We start from the raw sequence: 26,475 nt of genomic DNA, 5'->3' as shown, positions 1-26,475 counted from the left end.
CGCGTCCCGCCGCTGGTGGCGCCATGTCGTGGCGTGCGACCTGAGCGATCGTTCAGCCCGGATCGGGTTTCCACGCGGGGCGCCGTCGAGGGGCGATGGGAGTTCGCCCCATCACGTCCGCGATCGGCCCACGCCTCTGGCGGGTCCGCGGGGGAGTCGATTGACTACCGCTCGCGGGTGCGGCCGCTCCTTGGGGGAGGTGGCCGCGCCCGACCTTCGTTCCCGCCCGGTGCGGTTGTGTGCGACGCCGTGTCCTGTGATCTGCGTCTCGGGAGGGACGCGGTCTCCCGCGTGGACACCCGTGCACCGGCCGGTTCGGCGCGCGGCGTGATGGACGTCCTACCGGCTCCAGCGCCCGCACAGGCCAGAATCAGCGCCACTGACCCCCACCAGGAAGTGGAGCCATGCTGATCGGAGTCCTCAAGGAGGCCGCCCCCGGGGAGACCCGGGTCGCCGCCACCCCGACGACCGTCGCGCAACTGCTCGCGCTCGGCTACGAGGTGGTCGTCGAGCCCGGAGCCGGTGTCGCCTCCAGCTTCGGCGACGACGCCTACGTGGCCGCCGGCGCCCGCCTGGGGGAGGCCACGGGCGCCGACGTCGTGCTCGGCGTCAACGCGCCCACGCCCGCCCAGCGCGACGCGCTGCGCCCGGGCGCCACCCTCATCGCGCTGCTCGACGTGCGCACCGACGAGGCGATGGTGGCCGACCTCGCCGCCCGCCCCATCACCGCCCTGGCGATGGACGCCGTGCCGCGCATCTCCCGCGCGCAGTCGATGGACGTGCTGTCCTCGATGGCCAACGTCGCCGGCTACCGCGCGGTGGTGGAGGCCGCCCACGAGTTCGGGCGCATGTTCACCGGCCAGGTCACCGCCGCCGGCAAGATCCCGCCCGCGCGGGTCTTCGTCGTCGGCGCCGGCGTGGCCGGTCTGGCCGCCATCGGTGCGGCGTCGTCGATGGGCGCGATCGTGCGCGCCTTCGACGTGCGCCCCGAGGTGGCCGAGCAGGTCGAGTCGATGGGCGCGAGCTTCGTGTCGGTCGACGTCGAGACCGAGGTGTCCTCCGACGGCTACGCCAAGGAGATGACCGCCGAGCAGGTGGCCGCCACCGCGGCGATGTACGACGAGGAGGCGCGCGCCGCCGACATCGTCATCACCACCGCCCTGATCCCCGGCCGCCCGGCGCCGCAGCTCGTGGGCCCCGAGACCGTGGCCGCGATGCGCTCCGGGTCCGTGGTCGTCGACCTCGCCGCCAGCCAGGGCGGCAACGTCGCCGGCACCGTGACCGGCGAGCGCACCGTCACCGCGAACGGCGTCACGATCCTGGGCTACACCGACCTCGCCGGCCGGCTGCCCGCCCAGGCCTCGCAGCTGTACGGCACCAACCTGGTGAACCTGCTCAAACTGCTCACCCCGGGCAAGGACGGCGTGCTGGTCCTGGACCTGGACGACGTCGTGCAGCGCGGCATCACCGTGGTGCGCGAGGGCGAGCTGATGTGGCCGCCCCCGCCGGTGCAGGTCTCGGCCGCCCCCAGCGCGGCCCCGAAGGCCGCGGCACCGGTCGCGCCGCCCAAGCCGCCGATGTCGGCCCGCACGAAGCTGGGCCTGGTACTCGGTGCGATCGCGCTGTTCGGCCTGGTCAACGCCACCGCGCCCGACCCGATCCCGCGACACTTCACCACCCTCATGCTCTCGGTCGTGATCGGCTACTACGTGATCGGCAAGGTCGCCCACGCCCTGCACACGCCGCTGATGTCGGTGACCAACGCGATCTCCGGCGTCGTCGTGGTCGGTGCGCTGGTGCAGATCGCCGACGACGACCTGGTCATCAAGCTCAGCGCGGCCGCGGCGATCCTGCTGGCCTCGATCAACATCTTCGGTGGCTTCGCGGTCACCCGACGCATGCTCGGCATGTTCAGCAAGGGGGCCTGAGCCATGGACACCGTCTCGATCGCGGTGGCGGCGTACATCGTCGCCTCCCTGCTCTTCATCCTCTCCCTCGCGGGGCTCTCCAAGCACGAGACCGCCTCCAGCGGCCTCACCTACGGCATCGTCGGCATGGGCGTGGCGCTGCTCGCCACGGTCGCGCTGGTGATCGACGCCTCCGACGAGATCGACGACGGCGCGCTCACCGTCGTGCTCATGCTCGGCGCGATCGGCATCGGGGCCGTCATCGGCCTGTGGCGCGCCCGGATCGTCGAGATGACCGGCATGCCCGAGCTGATCGCGCTGCTGCACTCCTTCGTGGGTCTGGCGGCGGTGCTCATCGGCGTCAACGGCCACCTCGAGGAGAGCTACCGCGGCGGCAGCCTCGACAACATCCACGACGCCGAGGTGGCGATCGGCATCTTCATCGGTGCGGTCACCTTCACCGGCTCGATCGTGGCCAACCTCAAGCTCTCGGCGCGCATCGACTCCAAGCCGCTGATGCTGCCGGGCAAGAACGCCATCAACCTCGGCTCGCTCGGCGCGTTCGTCGTGCTCACCGTCGTCTACCTGGTGCTCGACTCCGACAGCGCCGGCCAGCACGTCGTGCTCGCGGTGCTCACGCTGCTGGCGCTGTTCCTGGGCTGGCACCTGGTGGCCTCGATCGGCGGCGGCGACATGCCCGTCGTCGTCTCGATGCTCAACAGCTACTCCGGCTGGGCCGCGGCCGCCTCGGGCTTCCTGCTCTCCAACGACCTGCTGATCGTCACCGGGGCGCTCGTGGGCTCCTCGGGTGCCTACCTGAGCTACATCATGTGCGCGGCGATGAACCGGTCCTTCCTCTCGGTGATCGCGGGCGGCTTCGGCCTCGAGGTGGCCGCCTCCGGCGACACCGACTACGGCGAGCACCGCGAGATCATGGCCGACGCCGCCGCCGAGCTGCTCGCCAACGCCTCCTCGGTGGTCATCACCCCCGGCTACGGCATGGCGGTGGCGCATGCGCAGTACCCGGTGGCCGAGCTCACCGCCAAGCTGCGCGCCAAGGGCGTCGACGTCCGCTTCGGCATCCACCCGGTGGCGGGCCGCCTGCCCGGGCACATGAACGTGCTGCTCGCCGAGGCCAAGGTGCCCTACGACATCGTGCTGGAGATGGAGGAGATCAACGACGACCTCTCCTCCACCGACGTCGTGCTGGTGATCGGCGCCAACGACACCGTCAACCCCGCCGCCGAGGAGGACCCCACCTCCCCGATCGCCGGCATGCCGGTGCTCGAGGTCTGGCACGCCCGCGACGTCATCGTGTTCAAGCGCTCCATGGCCGTGGGCTACGCCGGCGTCCAGAACCCGCTGTTCTTCCGCGAGAACACCCAGATGCTCTTCGGCGACGCCAAGGACCGGGTCGAGGACATCGTCCGCGCGCTCGCCTAGGGTCACCGTCTCCCGTTGCAGGCACCCGCGTCCTGAGGGACGGGGTGCCTGCACATTTCGCTAGTTGCAACGTTCCCCCGGCGACCACGGGAGGCGGGAGCGGTCAGACGTCGTCGGTGGGGTAGCCGAGCCGGGCCATGGCCTCGTGGTGGTCCTCGCGGATCCGGTTGCGCTGGGCGTCGGTGAGCACCTCGCGGCCTTGGCCCACGCGGCCCTCCCGGAAGAAGCGGTCGGTGAAGGTGGGGCGTTCGAGGAAGTCGTGCTCGGCCTCGGCGGCCTGCAGCTTCTCGAACCGGGCGCGCTCGACGGCGCGGGCGACGGCGTCGGGGGTGTGGGGGAGCATCAGGTGCTCGGCGATGCGGGTGAGCGCCGCCTCGGTGTCGGCGTGCAGGTCCTCGTAGCGCACGACGAGCACGGGGTGGTCGGTCCGGGTGGCCCAGCCGAGGGTGTGGCTACTCCAGGTGCCGAGGTACTGGCGCACCTGACCCTCGCCGGCGCCGTACCCGAAGTCGGGGTCGGCCATCCGGTCGATCGCGGCGTCGAGGTCGGTCCCGTTGAAGGCCGCGAACGACACGGCGACGTCGTCGGGGTGGCGCACCAGCTGCACGATCCGGTGCACGCCGCCGCCCAGCAGCGGCCGGCCCGCGCGGTCGCGCGCGGCGTCGTGGGTCTTGATCGGCGCCTGCGGGTCGCTGTCGGAGAGGACCTCGTAGACGGCGGGCCGCCACGCGGCGACCTCGTCGCGGGTCAGCAGCCGCAACGGGACGCCGAGGAGCCGCTCCAGCAGGCCGCTGTCGGCGGCCATCAGGTCGTCGGGCTCGTTGAACCGGGCGCCGCCGGCGAGGTCGTGGCGCAGGTGCGCGAGCAGCAGCCGGGTCCAGGTGTTGCCCGAGCGGGGGTAGGAGGAGAGCCAGCGGGCGGTCATGGCGCGTCCAGCAGCTCGCGCACGGCGGACGCGATGTCCTGGGCCGACCGGCCGGCGGCATGGACCCGCAGGATCGGGACGGCGCCCGCCAGCCCCAGCGCGGTCGTAAACGCCCGCGCGCGCACCTCGGGCGTCGGCGGCAGCAGCCGGAACCGCTCGACGTGGTCGAGCTGGTGCAGCACCCGCATCCGCTCGGTGCCCCGCGTGGGTTCGGCGAGGACACCCCGGATCGGCTGCAGCACGACGACGGCGGCGATCGGCTCCCCGCTGTCGGCGACGACCCACGTGCCGTCGCGCTGCGCGACCCCCACCCAGTGCGGGGCGACGACCTCACCCAAGGTCTCGGCCACGGGCGGCAGGGCGACGCTCGGCCCACGACCCACCACGACGACGCGGCCGTCGTCGAGGCGCACGGTGTCGCCGCTGAGCACGTGGTGGCCGCGCTGCGCGCACGCGGCGGCGGCGACGGGATCGTGGAGCAGCGCCGCGACGCGTGCTGGGTCCGCGTCAGCCGGTGAATGCACAGCGATGGCACCGTCGGTGACGTCGAAGGAAGCGACTCCGGGCACCTTGAGGTAGTAGGTCGCTTCCCCGGCCCGGCTCAGCAAGGGACGGATCGACGCTTGGAGCGGGCCGGTCCCCGGAACGGTCAGCTGTAGGACCCGTTCCCGTCCTGGGGGCCGGGGAAGGTCCCGCCCGTGGCGGTCTCGCTGAGGGACAGCACCTCGAGTCGGGGCGTCGTCCACGGCCGGGGGGAGTCGGCGACGTGCTCGGTCATGGTGCTCCTCGATCGGGGTCCTGGGGGTGACCTGGGAGAAGGTTACCGGGTCCTCGGTCATCCTCCGGCCTGTTCCGCGGAAGGGGTCAGCTGTAGTCCAGGGCGCCGTCGCCGTTCATGCTCGGGGTCGGACTGTTGGCGGTGGCGCTCAGCGGCAGCACCTCCAGGCGCGGGGTCGTCCAGGTCTCGCGGACGTCGGGGTCCTCCATGGCGCAGCTCCTCCTCCGGCAGTGCGCCGGCGGGCGCACCTCATCACCGGGGAGGATCGGCCGCTGGTGGCGGGGCCTGAGGAGAACCTCAAGCCGATCCCGGGCCGCCGTCGTCCAGCCGGCGCAGCCACCTGCCGACGCCGAAGACCCGTTCCACGCGGTTGCGCACCGGCACGTCCAGCCCGTCCTCCGCGCCGAGCTGGTCGAGCAGCCGGCCGGCGGCGTCGAGGTCGAAGGTCGACGCGGCCAGGTCGCTGCGGCGCAGTGCCTGGAGTTCCGCTCGGAGCGCGGGGAGGCCCTCCCGGGTGACCGTGAGCCAGCCCGCCGACTGGAGTCCGCGCCCGGGCCGGTCCCAGATCGGCCGGGGGCTGTGACGCGCCGCCACCTCGCGTGCGAGTCCGCGGGGGCGCTCGCCCACGCGGAAGGCCCGGTCCGGCAGGGTGGCCGCCAGCTCGACGAGCCGCCGGTCGGCCGTCGGGTCGCGCTGCTGCACGCCGAACCGCGCCTCCGTCGCCCAGCGCTGGTCGTGCCAGCGCACGCTGGTGGCGAGGACGCGGCGCCACCGGTCCGGGTCGGGGCGCACGTCGCGGGCGACCAGCGACAGTCCCCGCGCTCGGGCGCGCTCCTCTACGCGCGTGCGCAGGACGAACTCCTCCCGCACGACGGCGAGCCGTGCCCCTGCCGGGTCGGTGTCGCGCCAGCGGCCGGTGTACTGGAAGGTCTGCAGCCCGCGCGCCGGCCCCGCCCCGAGCAGCGGGATCGCCTCGGCCGCCAGGACGCGCGGCACCCGTCGGCCCTCGACGCGGGCCACGGTCCGCGCCGCCGACAGCGCGCTCAGGACACGCCCGCGGCGCAGCGCGTCGGCCACCCCGGTGTCGCCCGGGCGGCTGAAGGTCAGGTTGCCGGCATCGCCGACGAGCATCACCGTGACGCCGCGCGCGGCCGCGGACCGCACGCAGTCGGCCAGCCAGGGGGCGTTCATGGTGTTGCGGGTCGGCATCTCGGCGGCGTCCAGCTGGGCGTCGTAGTCGTCCAGCAGGTGCCGGTCGCTGACGACGAACGCCGGGTCGAGCGCCGGGTACCGCGCCGCCAGCGCCTCCACGAAGTGCTGCTCGTGGTTGGGTCCGCTGCCCTCGGGGGCGACCTCGGTGGCGGAGTGCAGCCGGACCCCGTCCGGCAGCATCCCCAGCGCCATCGCCGTCACCGTGGAGGAGTCCAGGCCGCCGCTCAGCAGCGCCCCGAGCCCGCCGGTGCGGCGCATCGCATCCGCCACGCACCGCTGCAGCAGGTCGTCGACGACGTCGACCAGCTCCTCGCCGTGCAGGTCGGAGCGCTGCTCGGGCCACTGCCACCAGACCTCCTCGCGGACGCCGTGATGGTCGAGCACCAACCGCGAGCCCGGCTCGAGGAGTCGTAGCCCGCGGTACATCGCGGCCCCCGGGGCCGGAGGGAGCAGCAGCATGAAGTCGGCGAGGGTCTCCAGGTCCACCTCGCGCCGCACCCCGGCGGCCCACAGTGCCCGGGGGCGGGTGGCGAGCCGGGTGGTGCGGCCGTCGTGGTGCCAGTAGACACCACGTGAGGCGAGCGCGCCGCGCGTCACCACGAGCCGCTGCGCGCGCGGCTCCCACGTGAGCAGCACGAACGAGCCCACGAGGTGCTGGGCGGCGTCGTCGCCCCAGCGGTGCACGGCGTGGGCGGCGAGGTCCACGTCGGCAGGCAGCGGCCCGACCAGGCCCAGGTCGTGCGCCAGCCGCTCCCGGTCGTCCAGGTGGCCGTCGAGCACGACGAGCACGCCGGCCGGGGTGCGGGCCGGCTGCACCTCCTCGACCTGCTCGGGGGTCCAGGCGGTGAGGGTGGCGTGCAGGGCGAGGGGCCCGTCGGTGATGGTCGCGTCGCGGTCGCCGTCGAAACGGCTGGTGGCCGCCATCGCGGCAGCGGTACCGGCGTCGGCCGGGCCGCCGTCGTGGTGGAACAGCAGCGAGAGGGCGCTCACCGGATCAGTCGGTGACGAGCAGGCCGTGCTGGTGCAGCGAGCCCAGGAAGTCGCCCACCTCGCGGCGGCAGGTCTCGGCGTCGACGTCGTAGCGGGCGGTCAGCTCGGTCACCAGGGTGTCGAGCGACGCCGGCTCGGCCAGCCGCTCCCACACCACGCGGGCGACGTCACCGAGCCCGAAGTAGTTGCCCGCCGCGAGGTCGGCCATCACGAGGTCACCGTCGAGCTCCTGGGTGTGGAGGTCGGCGCGACGGCGCAGCGGGACGTCGGAGGACAGCGGCAGGCTCACGTGCTCGATCATAGGGAGCATGACCCCGCCCGGCAGTCGATCGCGCCGGCTGCCCCGCCGGCTCCTGGGTCGGGCGGTGACGCTGCCGCTCCTGGTGCTGCTCGAGCTCGCGCTCCGTACCCTGCCGGTGCCCCGGGTGATCCGTGCGTGCGGTCTGCGACCGGTGCCGGTCGCCCCGGAGTCTCCGACAGCGACGACGCCGACGCTGCGTGTGCGGGGCCGCGCGAGGCTGGTGCGGACCGGTGCGCGCACGCTCGGCGGGCGCCCTCGCTGCCTCGCCCAGGCGCTCACCCTGGTCCTGCTCACCCGCCGCGCCGCCCGCGACCTGACGCTGCACCTCGGCGTCGGACGTGACGACGCCGGTGCGTTGCGCGCCCACGCCTGGGTGCGCCACGGCGGGGTGGTCGTGATCGGGGGCGAGGAGGCGCCCGACTTCGTCGAGGTCGAGCGGTTCGCCCTGGGGTGATCTTGGGCTGATCCTGGGCTGGCGCTGTGCCGACTACGGCCCGGCGAGCAGCCGACGTGCCGTCTCGGCGACGGCGGCCAGCCCGTCGGGGCGGGGCAGTGGCACCAGGTCGAGCGCGCCGAGCACCTCGAGTCGCCGCGCCTCCAGCGCCTCCGGGTCGTCGCTGAGGTGGGTCAGGCGCAGGCCGTGGAAGAGCAGTGCCCGTGCGCGGGTGCGGGCCGTGCCCCGCAGCGGCACCCCCGGCGTCCCGAGGTCGTCCTCGGGCAGCGTGATCAGGTGCACCGCCCGCACCGGGAGCGCCTCGGGGCCCGGCGCGGCCGTGCGGTAGCGGCGGTCGCGCTCGCGCTGGGTCGGCACCGGCGCCGCCTCCGCGGGGGCACCCGCCGCGGTCGTCACCTTGAGCCACGAGGGCCCCGGGTTCAGCACGGCCGTCCCGTCGCGGACGACGACGGAGGCGGCGTCGTCGCACAGCGGCACGGCACCGGCCGCTGCCAGCGCCGCCGCCATCGTGGACTTGCCTCGGCCCCCGTGGCCCCCGATGGCGAGCGCCCGGCCCCCGACGTCCACCGCGGCGACGTGTAGCAGCGGGATCGCGCGCAGCAGGTGCAGCGCTCCGAGTCCGGCACCGGCCGCGACGGCGCCCGCCAGCATCGGTGCGCCGGCGGCGACGTCCACCACCACCCGGTCCCGCCACACCGCCACCCGCCCGGACGGCACGTCCACCCGCAGCCCGCCGTCACGACGCTCGGCCCAGCGCCCCGCCGCCAGGGGCTCCAGGGGCCCCTGCTCGACGACGACGTCGGCCGGCGTCGTCGGATCACCCCCGGGCGTGGCGGGCAGGTCGAGCGCGGAGTCCACCTCCAGCCCCAGCAGCCGGTACCGGGTGCGCCTCACCTCGCCATTCTCCGTTGTCACCAGCGGAATGCACCGATTCGTCCCGGGATCAGGTGCATTTCGCTGGTGACAACGGGAGACGGCGACCACCTACAACAGCGAGTTGGGGGCGCAGCGCACCCGGGTGTCGGGGTCGTCGGCGCCCGGGCGCACGAACTCGAAGCCGGCGGTGAGCACCAGGTGCGTGGCACCCACCGGGCCCTGCAGGCCCTCGGCGCAGGCGCGGTGCATGGGCGGGGCGTGGAAGGCGTTGCGGGCGGTCTCCTCGGCGTCGCCGAGGAAGGCGATCGGGCGGCCGAGCGGGGTGCCGCACGCGCCGCACACCCGCGCCAGCGCGCACCGCGTGACCAGGCGCCGGCTCCAGCCGCCGTCCTCCCAGGCGAACGCCTCGGCCGGAGTGCCGCCGCTCACCCGCGCACTCACCCCGTGCGCGACCACGCGCCCAGCTCGGTGCGCCGCACCTGCCGGTCCTCGTGGCGGATCCGACCGTGGGCCACCTCGACATCGTCGCCGGTGGGCGGGCGGTCGTCCTTGGTCATGTGGTTGGGCAGCGACAGCTTCATCACCGTGCGCAGCACCTGGCCGTACTGCCGGTGCAGCGGGCCGGAGGTGTAGGGGATGTCGTACTTCTCGCACAGCGCCCGGATGCGCCCGGAGATCTGGGAGTAGCGGTTGGAGGGCAGGTCGGGGAACACGTGGTGCTCGATCTGGTAGCCGAGGTTGCCGCTCATGAGGTGCAGCAGCGGGCCGCCCTCGAAGTTCGCGGTGGCGTAGATCTGGCGCAGGTACCACTCCGCGCGGGTCTCGTCCTCCAGCTCCTCCTCGGTGAAGTGGAGGGCGCCGTCGGGGAAGTGGCCGCAGAAGATGATGAGGTAGGCCCACACGTTGCGCATCAGGTTGGCCGTGGCGTTGGCCTTGAGGGTGTCCTTCCAGTGCTTGCCCGACAGCGCGGGGTAGAGCACGTAGTCCTTGAGGAACTGGTTGCGCCCCTTCTCCGCGATCTGACGCAGCTGGCGCTTCATCTCCTTCGGGTCCTTCTCGCCCTTGCGGATGGCCTCGAGGTCGAGGTCGTGCAGCGCCACGCCCCACTGGAAGAGCAGGGCGAGCAGGGCGTTGTACACCGGCTGGCCCAGGTGCGCGGGGCTCCACTTCTGCTCCCGCGCCATCCGCAGCACGCCGTAGCCGATGTCGTTGTCGTAGCCGAGCACGTTGGTGAACTGGTGGTGGATGTAGTTGTGGGAGTGCTTCCACTGCTCGGCCGGCTGCCCGGTGTCCCACTCCCAGGTGGAGGAGTGGATCTCGGGGTCGTTCATCCAGTCCCACTGGCCGTGCATCACGTTGTGGCCGATCTCCATGTTCTCCAGGATCTTGGCCAGCCCGAGCATCACCCCCGACGCCGCGACGACCGGCCGCCGCACCCGCTTGTCCATCGGTGAGCTGACGATCATCCCGATCCGTGCGCTCGCCGCCATCCAGCGCTGGGCCCGGATGACGCGCCGGATGTACAGCGCGTCGGCGGCGCCGCGGGACTCCTCGATCTCGGTGCGGATCGCGTCGAGCTCGCGGCCGATCTGCTCCACCTCCTCGGGGGTCAGGTGGGCGTACGCGGCGACGTCGGAGATGGCCATGTCGGTTCCTCGCGTGAGTGGTGGGTGAGCGGTGGATCAGATGTTGAGCGTGCAGGGGCCCACGGGCACGGTGACGCAGCTCTGCACCTGCTCGTTGGGCTGGTCGAACTCGGCGCCGTTGCGCAGGTCGCGCACCACCCCGGAGATCTTGGTGATGGTGCAGGTGTGGCAGATGCCGACCCGGCAGCCGTAGGGCATGCCGACGCCGGCCGCCTCGCCGGCCTGCAGCAGCGTCGTCGCGCCGTCGGCCTCGATCTCCTTGCCGGAGTTCTGGAAGCTGATCGTGCCGCCCTCGCCCGCCTCGCCGGTGAGAGCGAGGGAGAACCGCTCCAGGTGCAGGTTCTCGGCCAGCCCGGCGGCCTCCCAGTGGGCCTCGACGGCGTCGAGCATCGGCGCCGGACCGCACGCCCACGTCTCGCGCTGCCGCCAGTCGGGCACGACGTCGTCGAGCGTGGCGAGGGCGAGCATGCCCTCGGTGTCGGTGAAGCGGGGCACGAACCGGAAGTCGGCGTGCTGCTCGTGCAGGGCCTCCAGCTCGGCGCGGAAGATCATCCGCTCGGCGGTGGTGGAGGAGTAGTGCAGCACGGCGTCGCCGACGCCGGCGCCCGAGCGACGCCGGTCCAGGGTGCGCAGCATCGACATCACCGGTGTGATCCCGCTGCCGCCCACGAGGAACAGCGAGCGCTCCGGCGGGGGGTCGGGCAGCACGAAGTCGCCGTTCGGCAGCGCCAGCCGCACGATCGTGCCCGGCTCCAGGCCGTTGACCAGGTGGTCGGAGAGGAAGCCGTCGGGCATCGCGCGCACGGTGATGGCCAGCGTGCGACCGGCCTTCTTCGGCGGGGAGGAGATCGAGTAGGAGCGCCAGTGGAACTTGCCGCCGATCTGCACCCCGATGCCGACGTACTGGCCGGGGCGGTGGGTGTAGCGCCACCCCCAGCCGGGCCGGATGACGAGCGTGGCGGCGTCGTCGGTCTCCTTCACGACCTTCTCCACCCGACCGCGCAGCTCGCGCGAGCTCCACAGCGGGTTGAGCAGGGTGAGGTAGTCGTCGGGCAGCAGCGGAGTGGTCAGCTTGTCCGCCGCCTTGCGGACCCGTTCCCAGGACAGTGTGGTGCCGGTCACAGTGCTCACGGGCTCAGTGAACGGGGGTTCACCGCCGGCGTCAACCGGTTCGAGGGAAGTCGTGATCGGCGCGTGCCGCTCGACCGCCCCCGTGCGGGATCAGGTCAGCCCGGTGAGCCGCAGCGAGTGCTCCCACAGCCCGTCGATGACGCGCTGGTCGCGGGCCTGCTTGTTCTCGCGGCCGTCGGCGGTGAAGCGGCTCCAGTAGCGGCCGTTCAGCTCCGGGTCCGCGCCCCGCTCGGCGAGGGCGACCAGTGGGGCGGCGCCGTCGGCCACGCTGATCGTGCCGAACTTCTTGAGCGGGGTGCGGTAGAGCAGGCCGACGAGCCGGGAGTCGCGACCGAAGGAGGTGCCGGCCGGGCCGGGGTGCACGGCGGCCGAGACGATGCCGTCGTCCTTCCAGCGCTGGGCGATCCCACGGGTGAAGACGATGTTCATCAGCTTGCCGGTGCCGTAGGCCGGGAAGTCGATGCGCTGGCGGCGGGCGACGTCGTCGACCACGATCCTGCCGGCGAGGTTGGCGATGCTGGAGGTGTTGAGCACCAGCGCCCCGCCGTCGGCCGCGAGCTGCGGCTTGAGCAGGTGGGTGAGCAGGAACGGCGCGAGGTGGTTGATCCCGATGTTGGGCTCGAAGCCCTCGGCCGTCGTCGCGCTCACCGGGAACATGCCGCCGGCGTTGTTCATCAGCACGTCGATGCGGGGCGCGAGCTCGGCGATCCGTGCCGCGAGGGCGCGGACGTCGTCAAGATGCGCGAAGTCGGCCACCAGCGGCTCGCTGCCCACCGCCGCCGCGATCGGGGCCAGCTTGGTGGCCGAGCGGCCGGTCACCAGCACGGTGGCGCCGCGGGCGTGCAGCACGCGCGCCGACTCCGCGCCGATGCCGTCGCTGGCGCCGGTGATGACGATGGTGGTGCCGGTGAGGTCGCGTCCGCTCATGTCCCCAGGATGCGGCAGGCCCGGAGACGGCAGAAGCCCCGTCCGCAGACGCGGCGGGGCTTCCGGTGGCGGAGGTAGGGGGATTCGAACCCCCGAGGGCTTTCACCCAACCCGCTTTCCAAGCGAGCGCCATAGGCCACTAGGCGATACCTCCGCCGCGCAGCCTACCCGCCCGGCTCGGGAGCCGACCAATCGCCTATGCTTCTGGTCAACCCCCCGCGTGGCGGCATCTCGCCCAACTCCCCCAGGGCCGGAAGGCAGCAAGGGTAAGTGAGCTCTGTCGGGTGCGCGGGGGGCCTTCTGCTTCCCGGGGCCGGTCGGGCCCTCGCCCCGAGCACCCGCCCCGAGCGGTCGCGCTCGTCGGCTGTCGGGGGGCACGACTAGGGTTCGTGAGGTGGAAGCCCCGCTCGCGCTCTACCGCCGGTACCGGCCGGAGACCTTCGCCGAGGTCATCGGGCAGGAGCACGTCACCGAGCCGCTGCGCGCGGCGCTGGCCAACAACCGGGTCAACCACGCCTACCTCTTCTCCGGCCCGCGCGGCTGCGGCAAGACCACCTCCGCGCGCATCCTCGCCCGCGCCCTGAACTGCGAGCGCGCGCCGGCGCCCGACCCGTGCGGGGAATGCGACTCCTGCCGCGACCTCGCCCGCGGCGGGCCCGGCTCGATCGACGTCATCGAGATCGACGCCGCCTCCCACGGCGGTGTCGACGACGCCCGCGACCTGCGCGAGAAGGCGTTCTTCGCCCCGGTGCGCAGCCGCTACAAGGTCTACATCATCGACGAGGCCCACATGGTCACCACGCAGGGCTTCAACGCCCTGCTCAAGCTGGTCGAGGAGCCGCCGCCGCACCTGCGGTTCGTCTTCGCGACCACCGAGCCGGAGAAGGTCATCCCGACCATCCGCTCCCGCACCCACCACTACCCCTTCCGCCTCATCCCGCCGCGGCTGCTGTCGTCCTACCTCACCGAGCTGTGCCAGCGGGAGGGTGTGCAGATCGAGCCCGCCGCGCTGCCGCTGGTGGTGCGTGCCGGTGCGGGGTCGGCCCGCGACACCCTCTCGGTGCTCGACCAGCTGCTCGGCGGCGCGGGACCGGCCGGCGTCACCTACGACCTCGCCAGTGGACTGCTCGGCTACACCCCCGACACCCTGCTCGACGAGGTCGTCGACGCCTTCGCCGCCGGCGACGGGGGTGCGGTGTTCGGGGCGGTCGACAAGGTCATCGAGACCGGTCAGGACCCGCGCCGGTTCACCGAGGACCTGCTCCGTCGGCTGCGCGACCTCGTGATCGTCGCGGCCGTGCCGGACGCTCCCACCACCGGCCTCATCGACGTCTCGGTCGACCAGGGGGAGCGGTTGGTCGCCCAGGCCGCCCGCTTCGGCCGCTCCGACCTCAGCCGCGCCGCCGACCTCGTGGCCGCCGGGCTCACCGAGATGCGCGGCGCCACCGCCCCGCGGCTGCTGCTCGAACTCATCTGTGCCCGGGTGCTGCTGCCCGGCGCCGACCACGCCACCGAGGGCGTACTGGCCCGGCTCGACCGGATCGAGCGGCGGATGTCCATCACCGGCGTGCCGTCCGCGGCCGCGCCCGCCGTCGCGGCGCCCCCGGTGCCCGCCTCGGCCGCCACCGCACCCGCCCCCGTGCTGCCGGCCACCCCCGAGCCCACCCCGGTCGCGGTCGCGCCGGCTCCCGCGGCCGCCCCGGTCGCGCCGAGCGTGGCCGCCGACGGCGCCGTCCCCGCGCCCCCGCGGCCCGCCGCATCCGTCGCGCCGGTCGCCGACGACGTCGTGCCCGCCCCGCCGCGTCCGGCGGCCTCGGTGCCCGCCGACGACGTCGTCCCCGCGCCTCCACGTCCCGGGGCGAGCGCCCCGGCGCCCGTGCCGCCTGCTGCCGCACCTGCGGTCCAGCCCGCGCCTGCCCCTGCGCCGGCGGCCGCGGCCCCAGCCCAGCCGGCGGCCAGCGGGGCGCCGGGGGCGCTGAGCCTGGTCGACGTCCGCCGGCTCTGGCCCGACGTCATCGAGGCCACCAAGGCGATGCGCCGGATGACCTGGATCCACCTCACGCAGAACGCGCAGGTCGTGGCGGTCGACGACTCCACGCTCACCCTCGGCTTCGCCAACTCCGGCGCGCGCGACTCCTTCGACGCCGGCGGCAGCGGCGAGATCGTGCGGCAGGCGGCCATCGACGTGATCGGCCGCAGCTGGCGGATCGTCGCGATCGTCGATCCCGGCGCCGACCCCGGCGCCCGCACCCCGCCGGCCCGCACGGCTCCCGCCGCCCCCGCCGCCCCCGCCGCACCTGCCCCCGCCGCACCTGCTCCGGCCGCACCCCCCGCCCCGGCAGCCCCGGCCGCACCGGCCGCACCCTCCTGGGCCGACGACGCGCCGCCGCCGCCCGACGAGCCCCCGGCCTGGATGAGTGAGGAGGGTCCCGACGCCACGGGTCCGTCGGCGCCCCGCGCGGCGTCGCGGGCCGACGCGGCGCGCGCCGCGGCCCGCGCCCACCAGGCGGGCGAGGTCGCCGACCCCGCGGCCCTCGCGGCGGCTGCCGACGCCGCCGCCAGCCCCGACGACGACGACGCCGAGTCCGCCGCCCTCGGCGTCGACGAGCTGCTGCAGCGCGAGCTCGGGGCCCAGATGATCGACGAGATCCCCCACCAGTGAGGATGTCCCCATGACCCAGAACCCCTTCGACGCCCTCGGCGGTGCCGGCGGCCTCGACATGAACGCGCTCCTCCAGCAGGCCCAGGCCATGCAGGAGCAGCTGCAGGCCGCCCAGGACGCCCTGGCCGACGCCGTCCTCGAGGGCTCGGTCGCGGGTGCGGTCACGGTGCGGGTCAACGGCACCGGCGAGCTGCTCGGCATCGACGTCACCCCCGGCACGGTCGACGGCGACGATGCCGAGTCCCTCGCCGAGCTCGGCGACATGATCGTGGCCGCCTACCGCGAGGCCAAGGGCAAGGCCGACGACGCCGCCGCCCAGGCGCTCGGCCCCCTCGCCGGCGGCGGTCTCCCCGGCCTCGGCTGACGTTCTCCTTCCCAACCCCGCCCGCGGCTCCGGGACCGACAGTTTGCTCGGCCAACCGAGCAAACTGTCGCCGAAGTCCCTTGCCGGGGCGCGGAAACGACGGTTTGCTCGGCCAACCGAGCAAACCGTCGGTGCACCCCGGCCGGGTGAGCACGCGTTGTCGGGGCGGGCCCCTAGGGTGGGGGCGTGTACGAAGGCGTCGTCCAGGACCTGATCGACGAGCTGGGTCGTCTCCCGGGCGTCGGTCCGAAGAGCGCCCAGCGCATCGCGTTCCACCTGCTGCAGGCCGAGCCGGCCGACGTGCAGCGGCTCGCGCAGGTGCTGATCGAGGTCAAGGCCAAGGTCCAGTTCTGCGCGATCTGCTTCAACGTCTCCTCCGAGGAGCAGTGCCGCATCTGCCGCGACCCGCGCCGCGACCCCACCGTGCTGTGCGTGGTGGAGGAGTACAAGGACGTCGTGGCCATCGAGCGCACCCGTGAGTTCAAGGGCCGCTACCACGTCCTCGGGGGCGCGATCAGCCCGATCGACGGCGTCGGCCCGGACCAGCTGCGCATCCGCGAGCTGATGGGCAGGCTCTCCGACGCCCAGATCGCGGAGGTCATCCTCGCCACCGATCCCAACCTCGAGGGCGAGGCCACCGCGACGTATCTCACGCGGCAGCTCAGCCCTCTGGGCTTGCGCGTCACGCGTCTGGCGAGTGGACTCCCGGTAGGCGGCGACCTCGAGTACGCCGACGAAGTCACGCTCGGCCGAGCGTTCGCAGGAAGGCAGACCGCGGGATGACCCAGATCGAGGCGCTCCAATCCGACGCCGAGGACTTCGCACAGCAGATCGCCGACTCGGTGGCGGCCTTCCTGCTGTCCCTGCGCGAGATCGCCCGCGAGGCCGAGCCCGGGCGGGCCATCAGCCTGCTGCTGCTCGAGATCAGCCAGGTCCTGCTCACCGGCGCCCGGCTGGGCGTGCAGCAGGACTTCACGCCGCGCCAGGAGTACCAGCCCGACGTCGGCCCCGAGGCCGACGTCGACGACATGCGGATGCGGCTGGCCGAGATGCTCGGCAACGTCGACACCTACAGCTTCGTCTTCGACCCCTACGTGCCCGAGGTCGTGGCCAGCCAGCTCTCCGACGACCTCACCAGCATCGCCACCGACCTCGAGAACGGCCTGCGCCACTTCCGGCAGGGCGACGTCGCCGAGGCGCTGTGGTGGTGGCAGTTCTCCTACGTCAGCTCGTGGGGCAACCTCGCCGGCGCCGTCCTCAACGCCCTGCTCTCGGTCGTGGCCCACGACCGGCTCGACGTCGAGCGCCCCCAGGAGCTGGAGCAGGCCGAGCTGGAGCAGCTCGAGGTGGCCGAGGCCGTGCTGGAGGAGCGCCCGGCCTGAGCCGGCCGGCAGCACCCCGGCCGCACCCCGGCAGCACCTCGGCCGCGTCCCAGCGCGGGAAACCAGGCGCGTCGGGGTGACCCCGCGCACCTAGACTGAGGCGCGCAGCACCACCACGTCGTCGAACAGACCCCAGGAGTGAGCCCGGTGGGCATTGTCGTGCAGAAGTACGGCGGATCGTCGGTCGCCGATGCGGCCGGCGTCAAGCGCGTCGCCCAACGCATCGTCGCCACCAAGAAGCAGGGCCACCAGGTGGTGGTCGTGGTCTCGGCGATGGGCGACACCACCGACGAGCTGATCGACCTCGCCAACGAGGTCTCCCCGCTGCCGCCGGCCCGCGAGCTCGACATGCTCCTCACCGCCGGTGAGCGCATCTCGATGGCGGTGCTCGCGATGGCCATCCAGAGCCTGGGGCACGAGGCCCGCTCGTTCACCGGCTCCCAGGCCGGCGTCATCACCGACGCCGCCCACGGCCGGGCCAAGATCATCGACGTGACCCCGGGTCGCATCGAGGCCGCCATCGACGAGGGCGCGATCGCGATCGTCGCCGGCTTCCAGGGCGTCAGCCAGACCACCAAGGACATCACCACCCTGGGCCGCGGCGGCTCCGACACCACCGCCGTCGCGCTCGCGGTGGCGCTCAAGGCCGACGTCTGCGAGATCTACTCCGACGTCGACGGCATCTTCACCGCCGACCCGCGCATCGAGCCCCGCGCCCGCAAGGTGCCGCGGATCTCCTACGAGGAGACTCTGGAGATGGCCGCGCAGGGCGCCAAGATCCTGCACCTGCGGTGCGTGGAGTACGCCCGCCGCTACGACATGCCGATTCACGTCCGCTCCTCCTTCTCCGACAAGGAGGGCACCTGGGTGGTGCGCAGCGAGGACGTCAACCTGGAGGGTTCCATGGAAGCAGCCATCATCACCGGCGTCGCGCACGACCGCAGCCAGGCCAAGATCACGGTCGTCGGCGTGCCCGACAAGGTCGGCGAGGCGGCCGCGATCTTCCGCGCCGTCGCCGACGGCGAGATCAACATCGACATGATCGTGCAGAACGTCTCCGCGGCCGCCACGAGCCTCACCGACATCTCCTTCACTCTGCCCCAGGGCGAGGGCCAGCGGGCCATGGCCGCCCTCTCCCCGCTGCAGGAGACCGTCGGCTTCGAGCGCCTGGTCTACGACGACAACGTCGGCAAGGTCTCCATCGTCGGTGCCGGCATGAGCTCCGCGCCCGGTATCTCCGCCCGCTTCTTCGAGGCGCTGTCCGAGGCCGGGGTGAACATCGAGATGATCTCCACCTCCGAGATCCGCGTCTCCGTCATCGTCTCGGAGTCGCAGGTGCAGGAGGCGGTCAACGCCGCCCACGCCGCCTTCGACCTCGGTTCGGACGAGATCGAGGCCGTCGTCTACGGCGGGACCGGCCGCTGATGGGCGCGCGTATCGGCATCGTCGGAGCGACGGGCCAGGTGGGCGTGGCGATGCGTCAGATCCTGGAGCAGCGCGACTTCCCGGCCGACGAGATCCGGTTCTTCGCCTCCGCCCGCTCGGCCGGCACGGTGCTGACCTACGCCGGGCGCGACGTCGTCGTCGAGGACGCCGCCACCGCCGACCCGTCCGGGCTGGACATCGCGCTGTTCTCCGCTGGCGCCACCACGTCCCGCGCGCTGGTGCCCCGCTTCGCCGAGGCCGGCGTCGTGGTGGTGGACAACTCCTCGGCCTTCCGCAAGGACCCCGACATCCCGCTCGTCGTGGCCGAGGTGAACCCCGACCACATCGGGCAGGCGTTCACCGGCGAGAAGCAGAACATCATCGCCAACCCCAACTGCACCACCATGGCCGCGATGCCGGTGCTCAAGCCGCTGCACGACGAGGCCGGGCTCGTGCGCCTGGTCGCCTCGACGTACCAGGCCGTCTCCGGCTCCGGCGTCGCCGGCGTCGAGGAGCTCGCCACCGGCATCGAGGCCGCCGGGGAGAAGGCCCGCGAGCTGGCCTACGACGGCGAGGCCGTCGCCTTCCCCGAGCCGGGGGTCTACCAGCGCACGATCGCCCACAACGTGCTGCCGTTCGCCGGCAACCTGGTCGACGACGGACTCAATGAGACCGACGAGGAGCAGAAGCTCCGCAACGAGTCCCGCAAGATCCTCGGCATCCCCGAGCTCAAGGTGTCCGGCATCTGCGTGCGCGTCCCGGTGTTCACCGGTCACTCGCTGGCGATCAACGCCGAGTTCGAGCGGGCGATCTCGCCCGAGCGGGCTGCCGAGCTGCTCGCGGACGCCCCCGGCGTCGAGCTGACCGACATCCCGACCCCGCTCCAGGCAGCCGGCAAGGACCCGTCGTACGTCGGTCGCATCCGCGCCGACGAGGGCGTCGACGGCGGCCGCGGTCTCGCGCTGTTCATCAGCAACGACAACCTGCGCAAGGGCGCCGCCCTCAACACCGTGCAGATCGCCGAGCTCGTGGCAGCCTCCCGGGCCTGACCCACCGCCGAGCCGTCACCCACGCACGGCCGAGAGGTCGCTGGCGCACGGCCGAGAGGTCGCTGGCGCCTGGCCGCGGGGCGCTGGCGCGCGTGCGCGAGCGACTCCTCGCGCGTGCGTGAGGGACGGTTGGGCCGGGCGCGAGTGACGGTAGGGCCGTGCGCGAGTGACGCTTCGGCGGTGCTCAGCCCTCCGCGGGCTCGATGACGCTGGTGGTGACCCAGTGCGAGAGCAGGAAGGTCGCGACGGTCATCACGGGGATGACGATGACCATCCACCACTCCTGCAGCACGTCGACCAGGAACAGCAGCGAGAGCACGCAGGTCAGGCCCACGGCCAGGAAGCTGGTGCTCATCGGGTCCGGCACGCGCGCCAGGCGCAGCAGGGTTCCGCCGAGCAGCACCATGGCGACCATCACGGCCACGAGCAGGGTGAAACCGGGACCGCCGCCGCAGGTGGAGACCCCGCGGACGCTCTCGCACAGCCGCAGCGAGCCGGCGGTGAGCAGGACGACCAGGAGACCGACCACCAGACCGGTGATGCCGGCCGCGACGCGACCGTCGATCGACAGGGGGGCGCGGGGCGCCTTCGGGGTCGGCGCGGGGACGGGCTGCGGCTCGGGTGCCGGCGCCGTGGCCGCCGGGGCGGGAGCGGCCGCGGCAGGAGCGGGGGCACCAACGGCGGGCTCCTCGACGGGCGGGGCGGCGGGCGGGGTCGGGGCCGGAGCGGCCTCCAGGACCACGGTCTCCTCCGGGCTGTCGTCCCGGGCCGCTGTGCTGGTCGCCCGAGTGCTGGTCGCCGCTGTGCTCGCCGCCTGAGTGCTCGTCTCGTCGGCGCGCGACTCGGGGACAGGCGTGTGGTGGGCGCTCGGCTGGGCGTCGGGCGTCTCGTCGGCCGCCTTGCCCTTGCGACGACCGAACAGCCTCCCGAGGCTGGGTGCCTCGAGGGAGGGTGCGTCGTCGGGCCGCTGGTCGTCTGGCATGGGCCGAATCATGTCACGGCCGCCACACGATTCCAGCAGGACGCACACCCTGGACCGGCGCCGACGCGGGCGCCCCCGGGACAGCACGAGGGCCCGGATCCTGGAGCGGATCCGGGCCCTGCTGTCGGGCTGACAGGATTTGAACCTGCGGCCTCCTCGTCCCGAACGAGGCGCGCTACCAAGCTGCGCCACAGCCCGATCGGAGCGACCCCACGGGGCCACGTCCGCGAGGGAGCATAGCCGAGGCCCCTCAGCCCTCCCCAATCGGGACCAGCGTCAGCAGGACCGCCTCCGGACGGCAGGCGACGCGGATGCGCGCGTAGGGGGACGTGCCCAACCCGGCGCCCACGTGCATCCAGGTCGAGCCGGGCTCACCGGGGGCCGAGTCGGCCGGGTGGCGGTGCACCCCACGGGCCCTCGCCGGCTCCAGGTCGCAGTTGGTGGCCAGGGCCCGCCCGCCCGGCAGGCACACCTGGCCGCCGTGGGTGTGGCCGGCCAGGACGGCGTCGTACCCGTCCTGGGCGAACGCGTCCAGCACCCGCAGGTACGGCGCGTGCGTGACCCCCAGCCGGACGTCCGCCTCCGGGTCGGCCGGGCCGGCGACCTCGTCGAGCCGGTCGTAGCCCAGGTGCGGGTCGTCGACGCCGGTGAACGCGAGGTCCAGGTCGCCGACGCGCACCCGGCCACGGGTGTTGGTGAGGTCCAGCCAGCCCGCGTCGGTGAAGGTCCGCGACAGCTCGCGCCAGGGCAGCTCGGGGACGTCGGTGTGCCGTTTGCCGGTGTCGGGCAGCAGGTAGGCGAAGGGGTTGCGGAAGGACGGCTCGAAGTAGTCGTTGCTGCCGTGGACGAAGACCCCGGGCACGTCCAGCAGCGGCCCGAGCGCGTCGGTGACCACCGGGACGGCGTCGCGGTGGGCGAGGTTGTCACCGGTGTCGACCACCAGGTCGGGGCGCAGTCCGGCCAGCCCTGCGAGCCACTCCTGCTTGGCCCGCTGACCGGGCGTCATGTGCAGGTCGGTCAGGTGCAGCACCCGCAGCGGCCGCGCCCCCGCCGGCAGCACCGGCAGCGTCCGCTCGCGCAGCACGTAGTGGCGCGCCTCCCACGCGGCGTACGCCGTCGTCGCGGCGCCCGCGACCAGCGCACCGGCCGCGAGGCGGGTGGTCGCCCTGCCGAGGGCGGAAACCGGGGTGAGGGCCACGACCTCAGGCTGCCACAATGACCCACATGAGCAGCCTCAAGGACCGACTCCGCGCCGACCTCACCACCGCCATGAAGGCCCGCGACGAGCTGCGCTCCTCCACGCTGCGGATGGTGCTGGCCGCTGTCACCAACGCCGAGGTCGCCGGCAAGACCGCCAAGACCCTCTCCGACGACGAGGTCATCGGTGTGCTCACCAGCGAGACCAAGAAGCGTCGCGAGGCCGCGACCGCCTTCGCCGACGGCGGCCGCGCCGAGAGCGCCGAGCGGGAGCGGGCCGAGGCCGAGGTGATCGCGGAGTACCTCCCCGAGCAGCTCTCCGAGGCCGAGGTCGCCGACATCGTGACCGCTGCCATCGAGTCCACCGGCGCGAAGGCCGAGGGCATGAAGGCGATGGGCAGGGTCATGGGCGTCGTGCAGCCCCAGGTGAAGGGTCGCGCCGATGGCGGCGCCGTCGCTGCGGAGGTACGCCGCCAGCTCGGCGCCTGAGGCGCGTCACACGGCCCTCCTCCCTGCCGAGATCCGCTCGCTGGAGCGCGCACGCGTGAACGTGGTTCACGCGTGGCACTCCACTCGCGTGGTGGGCGGAGGGCCGGTCGGTCAGCGGTTGTTGCCGCGGCCGTTCCCGCGGCCGTTGCCCCGCCCGTTGCCGTTGCCGTTGTTGTTCCCGCCGTTGTTGTTGGTCTTCGGGGGCTTCGGCGGGCGCCCGTTGGACTGGTAGAGCGTGATCGAGGAGCTTGAGGGCACGACCGCGCCACCACCGGGTGAGGAGTAGGCGACCAGCCCCTCGGCGTACCCGCTGTTGACGTAGCCGCCGTAGGAGACGACGAACCCGGCGTCCTCGAGCTGACGGGTGGCGCCCTCGACGCTGAGCCCGGCCACGGACGGGACCGTGGTGGGCACGCCAGCCACGTCGGAGGCATCAGGGGCGACGAAGTCCTCGTTCGGGAGCTCGCCCATGACGTTGCGCATCGCGGTGCCCCAGATCGGCGCCGCGAAGCCCGAGCCGGAGGCCGAGGAGATGTAGTTGGGCCCGACGGTCTGGCCGGTGAGGCTGATCGGGGTGCCGGACTGGTTGGCGCCGGCGATCATCGCCGCGGCGGCCATGGTCGGGGTGTAGCCGACGAACCACACGGACTTGCCGTCCTGGGTGGTGCCGGTCTTGCCTGCGGCCGGGCTGTCGAGCTGCCAGGACGAGGCGAAGCCGCCGGGCTCGATGACGCCGCGCAGCACGTCGTTGACGGCGTCGGCGGTGGAGTTCTCCATCACCTGGCGGCACTTGGTGGGGTACTCCTTGAGCGTGTTGCCGGCCATGTCCTCGATCGACGTGACCGGTCGCGAGGTGCAGTGCAGGCCGCGCTCGGCGAAGGTCGCGTAGGCCTCGGCCATCTCCAAGGGGCTCACCGAGGCGACCCCCAGTGCGAAGGACGGCACCATCCAGCGGTCGGCGCCCTCCTTGCCCTTCAGCCCCACGATGCCCATCTGCTTGGCGAGCGTGAAGGGCTTGCACAGCCCGACCCGCTGCGAGAGGGCGATGTAGAAGGTGTTCACCGAGAGCTGGGTGCCCTGGTAGAGGTTGAAGTTGCCCGAGCTGGTGGAGTTGCTGACCGGGTAGTCGGCGGGGTTGGAGAAGTTCTGCCCGTTGCAGACCTTGAACTCGTTCTGCTTGAACGTGCGGGTCTCGGGCGCCTGGATCTGGGTGTTGAGCGGGATGCCCTGCTCCACCGCGGCTGCCAGCACGAACGCCTTGAACGTCGAGCCCGGCTGGAACCCGCCGGAGTCGCCGTACTTCTTCGGCACGGTGTAGTTGAGGTAGGTCTGGCCCGCGGCCTTGTCGGCGCCCATGGGCCGGGACTGCGCCAGGGCGCGGACGTCGCCGGTGCCGGGCTCGACCATCGCCAGGGCGCCGATGGCGTTGTCGCGCTGGTAGACCCGGTCGCGCACCGCGGCGTCAGCGCCCCGCTGGTAGTCGAGGTCGAGGGTGGTGCGGATCGTCAGGCCGCCGGTGTTGAGGAGGCTGCGGCGCTCCTTCTTGTTCTTGCCGAGCGCGTCGTCCTTGAGCAGCCACTGGATGACGTAGTCGCAGAAGAAGGGCGCGGCGGAGAACACGCAGCCGTTGCTGAACTTCTGCACGTCCAGCTTCAGCGGCTTGGACTGCAGGCGCTCGACGCGCTTGGAGTTGAGGATGCCGACGTCGTTCATCCGCTGCAGCACGACGTTGCGGCGCTGCAGCGCGCGCTCGGGGTTGTCGGTGGGGTCGTACCCCTCGGGGTTGCGCACCAGGCCGGCGAGCGTCGCGGACTGCAGGACGTTGAGCTTGCTGGCGTTGGTGTTGAAGAAGTGCTTGGCCGCGGACTGGATGCCGTAGGCGCCGTCGCCGAAGTAGGCGATGTTGAGGTAGCGCTCGAGGATCCAGTCCTTGGTGTGGTTCTGCTCCAGGGCCACGGCGTAGCGCAGCTCCTTGAGCTTGCGCGCGTAGGTGTCGTCGGTGGCGGCGGCGCGCTCCTCGTCGGTGGCGGCCTGGTTGACCAACGTCTGCTTGACCAGCTGCTGGGTGATCGAGGAGCCACCCTGCACCGTGCCGCTCTGGGCGGTGTTGGTGATGAAGGCGCGGATCGTGCCCTGCAGGTCCAGGGCGCCGTGCTGGTAGAACCGCGCGTCCTCCACGGCCACGATCGCCTTGACCATCTTGCGCGAGACCTGCGTCAGCGGGACCTCGACACGGTTCTGGTCGTAGAGGGTGGCCAGCACGTTGCCGTCGACGTCGAGGATCGTCGAGCGCTGCGAGAGCTGCTCGGTCTCCAGCTCCTCGGGCAGGTTGTCCATCGTGTCGGCGACGTTGCGGGCGCTGACGCCCACCACTCCGGCGAACGGGATGGCCAGACCGGCCACCAGCACCCCGAGGACGGCCGAGACGACGACCATCACCCCCAGGTGGGAGAGGACGCGGGTGCTCGTGGGACGCTCCGACATGGCGCCCAGGGTACGGGAGCGCCCCTACCACCCCGATCCGCCGTGGTCAGCCCGGACTAGTCATTTCGGGCCATACGACTTGGGCTGAACGTGTCTGCCTGAGATCTGTGACACGACTTAACTTTGTTGCAGGGACATGGGGGCAGACGTCATGGGGACGCATTTCCTGCCTCCACAACAAGATGTGGGGACATCATCATGTGGGTTGAGGACTGGACTCCGCGCGCCGCGTGCAATTCGGCGTCGCCGGATCAGCTGTTCGTTCGAGGTGCCGAGCAGAACAAGGCCAAGCAGGTCTGTCAGGGCTGCCCGGTGCGCACCGAGTGTCTCGCGGAGGCACTGGACAACCAGATCGAGTGGGGTGTCTGGGGCGGCATGACCGAGCGGGAGCGCCGTGCGCTGCTGCGTCGCCGCCCGAACGCCTCCTGGCGCCAGGTGCTCGAGACCGCGCGCACGCAGACGCCGGGCCAGCAGGCCCCGGCGCCCGCCGCCGCGCCGGTCCGCGCGGTCCGTTCCGCCTGATCGCAGGCTGATCACCGCCTGATCGGCGGCTGACGCTCGCCCGCCTCAGCGGCGCGCGAGCAGTTCGCCGCCCCTGCGCAGACCGCGCAGGTCGTGCACGTCGCTGGCCAGCGCCGGCACCACGGCCGTGGCCACCCCCGGGTGCGCCGCGGTGAAGCGGGCGCGCAGCGCGGCCTCACGGGCCAGGCTGCGCATCCGGTCGGCGTGCAGCCGCAGCAGTCCGGCGGTGAGCTCGCCGGTCGCACCGGCCCCCCGGCGCGCCTCGATCCGCTCGGCGGCGGCCAGCGCCTCCTCGGCGGAGAGCTTCCCGCGCGGCTCGGGGCTGGCCCGGTTCACCACGAGCCCGGCCAGCGGCATCCGGTCGCCGTTCAACCGCTCGACGAAGTACGCCGCCTCGCGCAGCGCGTCCGGCTCCGGCGCCGCCACGACGACGAACGCCGTGCCCGGGGCCTGCAGCAGCGCGTAGGTGCGCTGCGCGCGGGTCCGGAAGCCACCGAAGACCGTGTCGAGCGCGGCGACGAAGGTCTGCAGGTCGGTGAGGACCTGGGCGCCGAGCACCTTGGTCAGTGCCCCGGTGACCAGGCCGAGCCCGGCGGTCATCAGCTTGGCCGGCCCCTTGGCCGGTGCCAGCATCAGCCGGATGAAGCGGCCGTCGAGGAAGCTGGAGAGCCGCTCGGGGGCGTCGAGGAAGTCCAGGGCCGAGCGCGACGGTGGGGTGTCGACGACGATCAGGTCGTAGCTGCCCCGCTCCTGCGCGTCGGCGTGGATCTGGCCGAGCTTCTCCATCGCCATGTACTCCTGCGTCCCCGCGAAGGACGTCGAGAGCACGATGTAGAAGGGGTTCTCCAGGATGGCCCTCGCCTTCTCCGGCGTGGCCTGGCTGAGCACGACCTCGTCGAAGGTCGACTTCATGTCCAGCATCATCGCGTCGAGGCTGCCGCCGGCCGTGGCGTCGACGTCGGCGACGGGGCGCGGGGTGTTGTCGAGCTCCTCGATGCCCATCGACTGCGCGAGTCGGCGGGCCGGGTCGATGGTCAGCACCACGACCTTGCGGCCGCGCTCGGCGGCCCGGAGGGCCAGCGCGGCCGACGTGGTCGTCTTGCCGACCCCGCCGGAGCCGCAGCAGACGATGATGCGCGTCTGCGGGTCGTCGATGAGCGCGTCGACGTCCAGCGCCGGCGACTCGCCGGGGTGGGCCGCCAGCGGCCCCACCCGCCCCTGGCGGGGGCTCGCGGGGCTCAGGCCCGCCCCTGGTCGCGCAGCGTCGCCGCGAGGTCGTAGAGCCCGCCGAGGTCGATGCCGCCGGCGAGCCGCTCGAGCTCGTACGTC

At 72.9% G+C, this 26,475-nt stretch carries 26 protein-coding genes, 2 tRNA genes and 1 other RNA gene; 12 read left to right on the top strand and 17 right to left on the bottom strand.

The annotated features are described in order from the left end of the window. Positions 1–404 precede the first annotated feature (404 nt). Complete coding sequence (locus ACERUJ_RS15800) at positions 405–1,928, top strand: Re/Si-specific NAD(P)(+) transhydrogenase subunit alpha (protein ID WP_370249739.1); 1,524 nt, start codon at positions 405–407, stop codon at positions 1,926–1,928. A gap of 3 nt (positions 1,929–1,931) precedes the next feature. After that, on the top strand, positions 1,932–3,350 hold the full coding sequence (pntB, locus tag ACERUJ_RS15795) for a Re/Si-specific NAD(P)(+) transhydrogenase subunit beta (protein WP_370249737.1): 1,419 nt from the start codon (positions 1,932–1,934) through the stop codon (positions 3,348–3,350). Positions 3,351–3,453: 103 nt separating this feature from the next. Here pntB and ACERUJ_RS15790 read toward each other — a convergent pair whose 3' ends face one another. From ACERUJ_RS15790 to ACERUJ_RS15765, 6 genes are all read right to left on the bottom strand, one after another. Further along, positions 3,454–4,275 (bottom strand): sulfotransferase domain-containing protein, encoded by an 822-nt coding sequence (locus tag ACERUJ_RS15790; protein ID WP_370249736.1) that lies wholly within the window; start codon positions 4,273–4,275, stop codon positions 3,454–3,456. Further along, complete coding sequence (locus ACERUJ_RS15785; protein WP_370249734.1) at positions 4,272–4,844, bottom strand: hypothetical protein; 573 nt, start codon at positions 4,842–4,844, stop codon at positions 4,272–4,274. Before ACERUJ_RS15785 ends, ACERUJ_RS15790 begins: the two co-directional genes overlap by 4 nt. Positions 4,845–4,924: 80 nt before the next feature. After that, complete coding sequence (locus ACERUJ_RS15780; RefSeq protein WP_370249733.1) at positions 4,925–5,053, bottom strand: hypothetical protein; 129 nt, start codon at positions 5,051–5,053, stop codon at positions 4,925–4,927. Between the two features lie 86 nt (positions 5,054–5,139). Further along, positions 5,140–5,262 (bottom strand): hypothetical protein, encoded by a 123-nt coding sequence (locus ACERUJ_RS15775; protein ID WP_370249732.1) that lies wholly within the window; start codon positions 5,260–5,262, stop codon positions 5,140–5,142. Positions 5,263–5,350: 88 nt separating this feature from the next. Continuing rightward, positions 5,351–7,255, bottom strand: a complete 1,905-nt coding sequence (locus ACERUJ_RS15770) for an asparagine synthase-related protein (RefSeq protein ID WP_370249730.1) — start codon at positions 7,253–7,255, stop codon at positions 5,351–5,353. 4 nt (positions 7,256–7,259) lie between these two features. Next, positions 7,260–7,544 carry a PqqD family peptide modification chaperone gene (locus ACERUJ_RS15765; protein ID WP_370249729.1) on the bottom strand — a complete coding sequence of 95 codons (285 nt, stop codon included), beginning with the start codon at positions 7,542–7,544 and terminating at the stop codon, positions 7,260–7,262. Positions 7,545–7,563: 19 nt separating this feature from the next. Here ACERUJ_RS15765 and ACERUJ_RS15760 point away from each other — a divergent pair, with 19 nt between their 5' ends. Beyond that, complete coding sequence (locus tag ACERUJ_RS15760) at positions 7,564–8,010, top strand: lasso peptide biosynthesis B2 protein (protein WP_370249727.1); 447 nt, start codon at positions 7,564–7,566, stop codon at positions 8,008–8,010. Between the two features lie 33 nt (positions 8,011–8,043). On the opposite strand, the gene ACERUJ_RS15755 is transcribed toward ACERUJ_RS15760, so the two are convergent. The 6 genes from ACERUJ_RS15755 to ACERUJ_RS15730 form a co-directional block, all read right to left on the bottom strand. Further along, positions 8,044–8,904, bottom strand: coding sequence for a hypothetical protein (locus ACERUJ_RS15755; RefSeq protein WP_370249726.1), 861 nt, complete (start codon positions 8,902–8,904; stop codon positions 8,044–8,046). Between the two features lie 90 nt (positions 8,905–8,994). After that, positions 8,995–9,315, bottom strand: a complete 321-nt coding sequence (locus ACERUJ_RS15750) for a hypothetical protein (RefSeq protein WP_370249725.1) — start codon at positions 9,313–9,315, stop codon at positions 8,995–8,997. Positions 9,316–9,323: 8 nt separating this feature from the next. After that, on the bottom strand, positions 9,324–10,532 hold the full coding sequence (locus ACERUJ_RS15745; RefSeq protein ID WP_370249723.1) for a fatty acid desaturase: 1,209 nt from the start codon (positions 10,530–10,532) through the stop codon (positions 9,324–9,326). Between the two features lie 36 nt (positions 10,533–10,568). Beyond that, on the bottom strand, positions 10,569–11,663 hold the full coding sequence (locus tag ACERUJ_RS15740; protein WP_370249721.1) for a ferredoxin reductase: 1,095 nt from the start codon (positions 11,661–11,663) through the stop codon (positions 10,569–10,571). Positions 11,664–11,753: 90 nt separating this feature from the next. Further along, positions 11,754–12,590: an SDR family NAD(P)-dependent oxidoreductase gene (locus tag ACERUJ_RS15735; protein WP_370249719.1), complete on the bottom strand. Its 837-nt coding sequence runs from the start codon at positions 12,588–12,590 to the stop codon at positions 11,754–11,756. A 66-nt stretch (positions 12,591–12,656) separates the two neighbouring features. Next, a tRNA-Ser gene (locus ACERUJ_RS15730) sits at positions 12,657–12,744 on the bottom strand. A gap of 56 nt (positions 12,745–12,800) precedes the next feature. On the opposite strand from ACERUJ_RS15730, the gene ffs reads away from it, so the two are divergent. From ffs to ACERUJ_RS15695, 7 genes are all read left to right on the top strand, one after another. Continuing rightward, positions 12,801–12,891: signal recognition particle sRNA small type (gene ffs, locus ACERUJ_RS15725), an RNA gene on the top strand. A 93-nt stretch (positions 12,892–12,984) separates the two neighbouring features. Continuing rightward, the gene (locus ACERUJ_RS15720) at positions 12,985–15,252 is read left to right on the top strand and encodes a DNA polymerase III subunit gamma and tau (RefSeq protein WP_370249717.1); all 2,268 of its coding nucleotides are present in this window, start codon (positions 12,985–12,987) and stop codon (positions 15,250–15,252) included. Between the two features lie 10 nt (positions 15,253–15,262). Beyond that, positions 15,263–15,616: a YbaB/EbfC family nucleoid-associated protein gene (locus ACERUJ_RS15715; RefSeq protein WP_370249716.1), complete on the top strand. Its 354-nt coding sequence runs from the start codon at positions 15,263–15,265 to the stop codon at positions 15,614–15,616. Between the two features lie 186 nt (positions 15,617–15,802). Beyond that, the gene (gene recR / locus ACERUJ_RS15710; RefSeq protein ID WP_370249714.1) at positions 15,803–16,399 is read left to right on the top strand and encodes a recombination mediator RecR; all 597 of its coding nucleotides are present in this window, start codon (positions 15,803–15,805) and stop codon (positions 16,397–16,399) included. Beyond that, the gene (locus ACERUJ_RS15705) at positions 16,396–16,998 is read left to right on the top strand and encodes a DUF5063 domain-containing protein (protein WP_370249713.1); all 603 of its coding nucleotides are present in this window, start codon (positions 16,396–16,398) and stop codon (positions 16,996–16,998) included. The genes recR and ACERUJ_RS15705 overlap by 4 nt, the downstream gene beginning before the upstream one ends. A 147-nt stretch (positions 16,999–17,145) precedes the next feature. After that, on the top strand, positions 17,146–18,423 hold the full coding sequence (locus tag ACERUJ_RS15700; RefSeq protein WP_370249711.1) for an aspartate kinase: 1,278 nt from the start codon (positions 17,146–17,148) through the stop codon (positions 18,421–18,423). Beyond that, positions 18,423–19,472 (top strand): aspartate-semialdehyde dehydrogenase, encoded by a 1,050-nt coding sequence (locus tag ACERUJ_RS15695; protein ID WP_370249710.1) that lies wholly within the window; start codon positions 18,423–18,425, stop codon positions 19,470–19,472. The genes ACERUJ_RS15700 and ACERUJ_RS15695 overlap by 1 nt, the downstream gene beginning before the upstream one ends. A gap of 184 nt (positions 19,473–19,656) precedes the next feature. Here the strand turns inward: ACERUJ_RS15695 and ACERUJ_RS15690 are convergent, their stop codons facing one another. From ACERUJ_RS15690 to ACERUJ_RS15680, 3 genes are all read right to left on the bottom strand, one after another. Continuing rightward, on the bottom strand, positions 19,657–20,454 hold the full coding sequence (locus ACERUJ_RS15690) for a hypothetical protein (RefSeq protein ID WP_370074653.1): 798 nt from the start codon (positions 20,452–20,454) through the stop codon (positions 19,657–19,659). A gap of 124 nt (positions 20,455–20,578) precedes the next feature. Beyond that, positions 20,579–20,652: transfer RNA gene (locus ACERUJ_RS15685), tRNA-Pro, on the bottom strand. 52 nt (positions 20,653–20,704) lie between these two features. Further along, complete coding sequence (locus ACERUJ_RS15680; RefSeq protein ID WP_370249708.1) at positions 20,705–21,652, bottom strand: metallophosphoesterase; 948 nt, start codon at positions 21,650–21,652, stop codon at positions 20,705–20,707. Between the two features lie 26 nt (positions 21,653–21,678). Between ACERUJ_RS15680 and ACERUJ_RS15675 the strand changes: the two genes are divergently transcribed. Then, complete coding sequence (locus ACERUJ_RS15675; RefSeq protein WP_300382974.1) at positions 21,679–22,140, top strand: GatB/YqeY domain-containing protein; 462 nt, start codon at positions 21,679–21,681, stop codon at positions 22,138–22,140. 111 nt (positions 22,141–22,251) lie between these two features. Here the strand turns inward: ACERUJ_RS15675 and ACERUJ_RS15670 are convergent, their stop codons facing one another. Continuing rightward, positions 22,252–24,624 carry a penicillin-binding protein gene (locus ACERUJ_RS15670; RefSeq protein ID WP_370039833.1) on the bottom strand — a complete coding sequence of 791 codons (2,373 nt, stop codon included), beginning with the start codon at positions 24,622–24,624 and terminating at the stop codon, positions 22,252–22,254. A 198-nt stretch (positions 24,625–24,822) separates the two neighbouring features. Between ACERUJ_RS15670 and ACERUJ_RS15665 the strand changes: the two genes are divergently transcribed. Next, positions 24,823–25,146 carry a WhiB family transcriptional regulator gene (locus ACERUJ_RS15665; RefSeq protein ID WP_370039834.1) on the top strand — a complete coding sequence of 108 codons (324 nt, stop codon included), beginning with the start codon at positions 24,823–24,825 and terminating at the stop codon, positions 25,144–25,146. Positions 25,147–25,191: 45 nt separating this feature from the next. Here the strand turns inward: ACERUJ_RS15665 and ACERUJ_RS15660 are convergent, their stop codons facing one another. Continuing rightward, positions 25,192–26,358, bottom strand: coding sequence for an ArsA family ATPase (locus ACERUJ_RS15660; protein ID WP_370249706.1), 1,167 nt, complete (start codon positions 26,356–26,358; stop codon positions 25,192–25,194). Between the last annotated feature and the right edge of the window lie 117 nt (positions 26,359–26,475).

The organism is Nocardioides sp. (assembly GCF_964228225.1).
GTDB lineage: Bacteria > Actinomycetota > Actinomycetes > Propionibacteriales > Nocardioidaceae > Nocardioides.
Note: the sequence above shows the minus strand (reverse complement) of the source record. Positions and strands in the feature narration are given on the sequence as shown.